4 protein-coding genes are annotated in these 4,153 nt (G+C 72.0%); all 4 read right to left on the minus strand.

What is annotated here, in order from left to right:
* Positions 1-20: 20 nt before the first annotated feature.
* A complete protein-coding gene (locus L0P92_RS42620) occupies positions 21-1,463 on the minus strand; it encodes an alkaline phosphatase family protein (protein WP_234768513.1) in 1,443 nt (480 codons plus the stop codon).
* Positions 1,460-2,617: a metabolite traffic protein EboE gene (gene eboE, locus L0P92_RS42625; protein WP_234768514.1), complete on the minus strand. Its 1,158-nt coding sequence runs from the start codon at positions 2,615-2,617 to the stop codon at positions 1,460-1,462. The genes L0P92_RS42620 and eboE overlap by 4 nt, the downstream gene beginning before the upstream one ends.
* Before the next feature lie 3 nt (positions 2,618-2,620).
* Complete coding sequence (locus L0P92_RS42630; RefSeq protein WP_234768515.1) at positions 2,621-3,475, minus strand: TatD family hydrolase; 855 nt, start codon at positions 3,473-3,475, stop codon at positions 2,621-2,623.
* A gap of 2 nt (positions 3,476-3,477) precedes the next feature.
* On the minus strand, positions 3,478-4,153 hold a 676-nt coding region (locus L0P92_RS42635), incomplete at its 5' end, for an EboA domain-containing protein (RefSeq protein WP_372497428.1).

A 4,153-nucleotide genomic window follows, 5' to 3' on the forward strand; every position in this document is an offset into this window, starting at 1 on the left:
GGGCAGGGGCGGGTGGGTCGTCATTTCTGCGTTCCTTGCTGTGCGTCGTGCTGTGCGTTCTGCTCGGCGTCGGGGGTTGCGGGCAGGCCGGCCAGGCCCAGCAGCAGGGACTTGACCTCCGTCGCCGCGTAGGCGTCCTGGGCCCGCTCCGGCTCCGAGCACAGCAGTACGGGGCCGTGGTCGGGGTCGGCGGGCAGCCGGCCGTGGCTACCGCGGACGCCGGACGGGTCCAGCGGGACCGTCTTCAGGCGGTACCGGAAGCCGAGCTTCTTGCGGGCGACCTGGCCGACGGCGCGCAGCTTCACCGCGGGGACCGTCTCGTCGTAGAGGAGCTCGGCGGGGTCGTAGCCGGGCTTGCGGTGGATCTCGACCTGGCGGGCGAAGTCGGGGGCGCGTTCGTCGTCGAGCCAGTAGTAGTACGTGAACCAGGCGTCGGGGTCGGCGAGGGCGACGAGCTCTCCGGAGCGCTCGTGGTCCAGGCCGTGTGCCGCCTTGCCCTCGGCGTCCAACACGCGCTCCACGCCGCCGAGTTCACCGACGATCTTCGCGACGGCCTCGGTGTCGGCCGGGTCGCGGACGTAGACGTGGGCGACCTGGTGGTCGGCGACCGCGAAGGCGCGGGACGTCCACGGGTCGAGGTACTCCATGCCGTCCTGCGTGTACACCTCCAGCAGGCCGGCCCTGCGCAGGGCGCGGTTGATGTCGACCGGGCGGGAGACGGGTGTGATGCCGTACTCGCTGAGCGCCACGACCGTCGCGCCCTCGCGCAGGAAGTGGTCGATCAACGGGCGCAGGGCGTCGTCGAGTTGGCGGGCGGCGCGGACGGTCTCGGGGGAATCCGGGCCGGAGCGCTGGGGCTCGTAATCCATCTGCGGGATGTAGACGAGGGTGAGGTCGGGGCGCTTCTCGTCGAAGACCTGGCGGGCGGCGGCCAGGATCCACTGGGTGGAGGGCATGCCCGCGTTCGGGCCCCAGTAGGTGAACAGCGGGAACGGGCCGAGCCGGTCGGTGAGTTCGTCGTGCAGGGCGGGCGGCCAGGTGTAGCAGTCGGGTTCCTTGCGGCCGTCGGAGTAGTAGACGGGGCGCGGGGTGACCGTCCAGTCGACGTCGGCGCCCATCGCGTACCACCAGCAGATGTTGGCGACCTTGTAGTCGGGGTTCGACCTGCGGGCCGTCTCCCAGATCTTCTCGCCGCCGACGAGCGCGTTGTGCTGGCGCCACAGCATGACCTCGCCGAGGTCGCGGAAGTACCAGCCGTTGGCCACCGCGCCGTGCGTGGACGGGGGTGCGCCGGTGAGGAGGGTGGACTGGACGGTGCAGGTGACGGCGGGCAGCACGGTGTCGAGGCGGGCCTGGAAGCCGCGTTCGCCGAGGGCGGCCACGGCGGGCATGTGCTTGAGCAGGCCGGGGGTGAGGCCGACGATGTCGAGTACGACCACACGGCTGGCCGAGTCGGTTGTCATGACGGGTCCTCCTTCAGGCCGAGGCCGGTCAACCGGTCGCGGGCCCAGGCGAGTTCGGCGGCGATGCCGCCGGGCAGGTCGGCGGGCGGTTCGGGCAGGACGGACCAGGTGTAGGTCTCGACCTCGATGTGGTCGCAGCCGGCCGAGGCCCCGCCGAGCAACCCGGTGAGGACCTGGTCGAGCTGGTCGGCCGTCGTACGCAGCGGGGGTTCCGGCTCGGTGTGCAGCGGGGCGTGGAAGTGGACGCGCCAGGGGCCGCCGTCGGCGGGAAGGCCGCCGTCGAGAGCCTCGGGGAGGTCGTCCACGCCGACGACGTCACCGTCGCTCGTGGTCCGCGTCTGGTGCAGGAACCGGGGTTCGGCCAGCCGGTGCAGGGCCGCGCGGGCGGCGGGGTCGGCCGGGTTCGCGGCCTCCACGGCGCAGGACGCCTGGAGCTTGACGACGGGCATCCCGGCTTCGGCGAGCCGGCGCAGTGCCTCGGCGGGCTGCTCGAACTGCACGGCGAGATGGCAGGCGTCCAGGCAGACGCCGAGCCGGTCGGGGTCCAGTCCGCCGAGCTCCCGTACGGCCTGGGTGGTGGTCTCGACGACGCACCCGGGTTCCGGTTCGAAGCCGACGCGGATACGGCGGCCCGTCCATGCCTCCAGCGCCGCGAGGCCCGTGGTCAGCCGTTCCAGGGCGTGCCTGGCCTCCTCGGCGCAGGCGGGCGTCCACGGGGTGCGCCAGGCGAGCGGCAGGGTGGAGACACTGCCGCGGTCGACGTCGTCCGGGAGGAGGGCGGCGAGGACGCGGGCGCAGTCCAGGGTGTACTTCAGCCGGGCCTCGTCGGCCCAGTCGGGCAGGTACACGTCCTTCTTGACGACCTCGCGGTGGAACCCGGCGTACGGGAAGGCGTTGAGGGTGACGGTCTCCAGTCCGCGCGCCCGCAGCTCCCGCTTCAGCCGGGCCAACGCCCCCTCGTCGTCGGCGAGTTCGGTGACCACGCCCCTGGCCAGCCACAGTCCGATGCCGAGCCGGTCGGCGCCGAGGTGAGCGCGCACGGGCTCGGCGTACGCGGCCAGTTGGGCGATGACGCCCTGAAGGTCCTCGGCCTGGTGGACGTTGCTGCAGTAGCCGAGATGGACGGTCGTTCCGTCCGGATGCAGAAAGCGCATGGGTCACGCTCCCCCGCGGCGTATGGAGTTGCCCTGGAAGGTGGCCTCTTCGTCCGGCTTGGGCTCGATCAGCTCCAGCCGCCCGCTCTGGCCGTAGAAGGCGACGGGGTTGCGCCACAGCACCCGGTCGACGTCGTCCTCGTCGAACCCGGCGGCGAGCATGGCGTCGGCCGTCTTGCGGGTCTTGAGCGGATCCGAACGACCCCAGTCGGCGGCGGAGTTGACGAGCACCCGCTCGGTCCCGTGCTCGCGGAGGATCTCGACCATCCGGTCCTCGCTCATCTTGGTCTTCGGGTAGATCGAGAACCCGGCCCAGCAGCCGCTGTCGAGGACCATGCCGACGGTGAGCTCGTTGAGGTGGTCGAGGACGACGAGTTCGGGGGCGATGCCCGACTCCCGTACGACGTCCAGGGTGCGCCGGGTACCGGCCGCCTTGTCGCGGTGCGGGGTGTGCACCAGGGCCGGCAGCTCGTGCTCGATCGCGAGCTGGAGCTGACGGGCGAGCGCCTCGTCCTCCTCCGGCGTCATCGAGTCGTAGCCGATCTCGCCGACGGCGACGACCCGGTCCTTGGCGAGATAGCGGTCCAGCTCGTCGAGGACGGGCACGCAGCGCGGGTCGTTCGCCTCCTTCGGGTTGAGCGCGATCGTGCAGAAGTGCTGGATGCCGAACTGGGCGGCACGGTAGGGCTCCCAGCCGAGCAGCCCGTCGAAGTAGTCGTAGAAGCTCTCGGGCGAGGTCCGGGGCTGTCCGAGCCAGAAGGCGGGCTCGACGACGGCGCGCACTCCGGCGGCGTACATCGCCTCGTAGTCGTCGGTCGTGCGGGAGGTCATGTGGATATGGGGGTCGAAGATACGCACGGTCAGCCCTCTTCCTTGAGTACGTCCGCGAGTCGGTCCGTCGTTCGGTCCGTGAGTGCGTGCTTGAGCTCCGCGCCGACGACGTCCGGGAAGGCGCGGACGACGGGCACGATGTCCTCGGGTACGTCCCGTCCGGCCACGATCCGCTCGTGGGCGAAGTCGGCGAGCATACGGGCCAGTTCGCGGTCGGCGCGGCTGTCGAGGCCGGTGACGCGGTCGAGCGGGATCTCGCAGAACACGCACTTCAGTACGGCCTGGCGGAACTCGGCGTCCGGGAGGTGCGCGGCGGCGTACGGGCCGAGGGCGGCCTCGATCAGGGTGGTGTCGTTGCCGCGCAGGGCTTCCCGTACGAGGGGCAGGGCGAGGCCGTCCAGGTCGAGCAGCGGCAGGGCGCGCAGGACGGCGCGCTGTTCGGCCGGGTCGCCGTGCCGGTGCAGACGGGTCACCTCGTCGGCGAGGGCCTGGCCGCGCAGGGGCAGCGCGGTGAGCAGGACGGCCCGGGCGGCCTCGTCGACGGTCCAGTAGGGGTCGATGCGGTCGTGTCCGCAGCGCCTTCGGGCGGCGGGGAAGAGCCGTCGTACGGCGACGGCGTCGGCCGTCACCTTGGCGACGCTCTCGTCCAGCCAGGTGCGGGCGGTCGGGTCCAGTACGGCGATCAGGGCGGGGTGGGGGTCCGGC

This window comes from Streptomyces muensis (genome assembly GCF_021474425.1).
In the GTDB taxonomy this organism is placed as follows: domain Bacteria; phylum Actinomycetota; class Actinomycetes; order Streptomycetales; family Streptomycetaceae; genus Streptomyces; species Streptomyces muensis.

What these genes read in the sequence shown, in the direction of transcription:
- L0P92_RS42620 (WP_234768513.1), bottom strand. Translation starts at nt 1,463, where the DNA reads ATGACAACCGACTCGGCCAGCCGTGTGGTCGTACTCGACATCGTCGGC.
- eboE (WP_234768514.1), bottom strand. Translation starts at nt 2,617, where the DNA reads ATGCGCTTTCTGCATCCGGACGGAACGACCGTCCATCTCGGCTACTGC.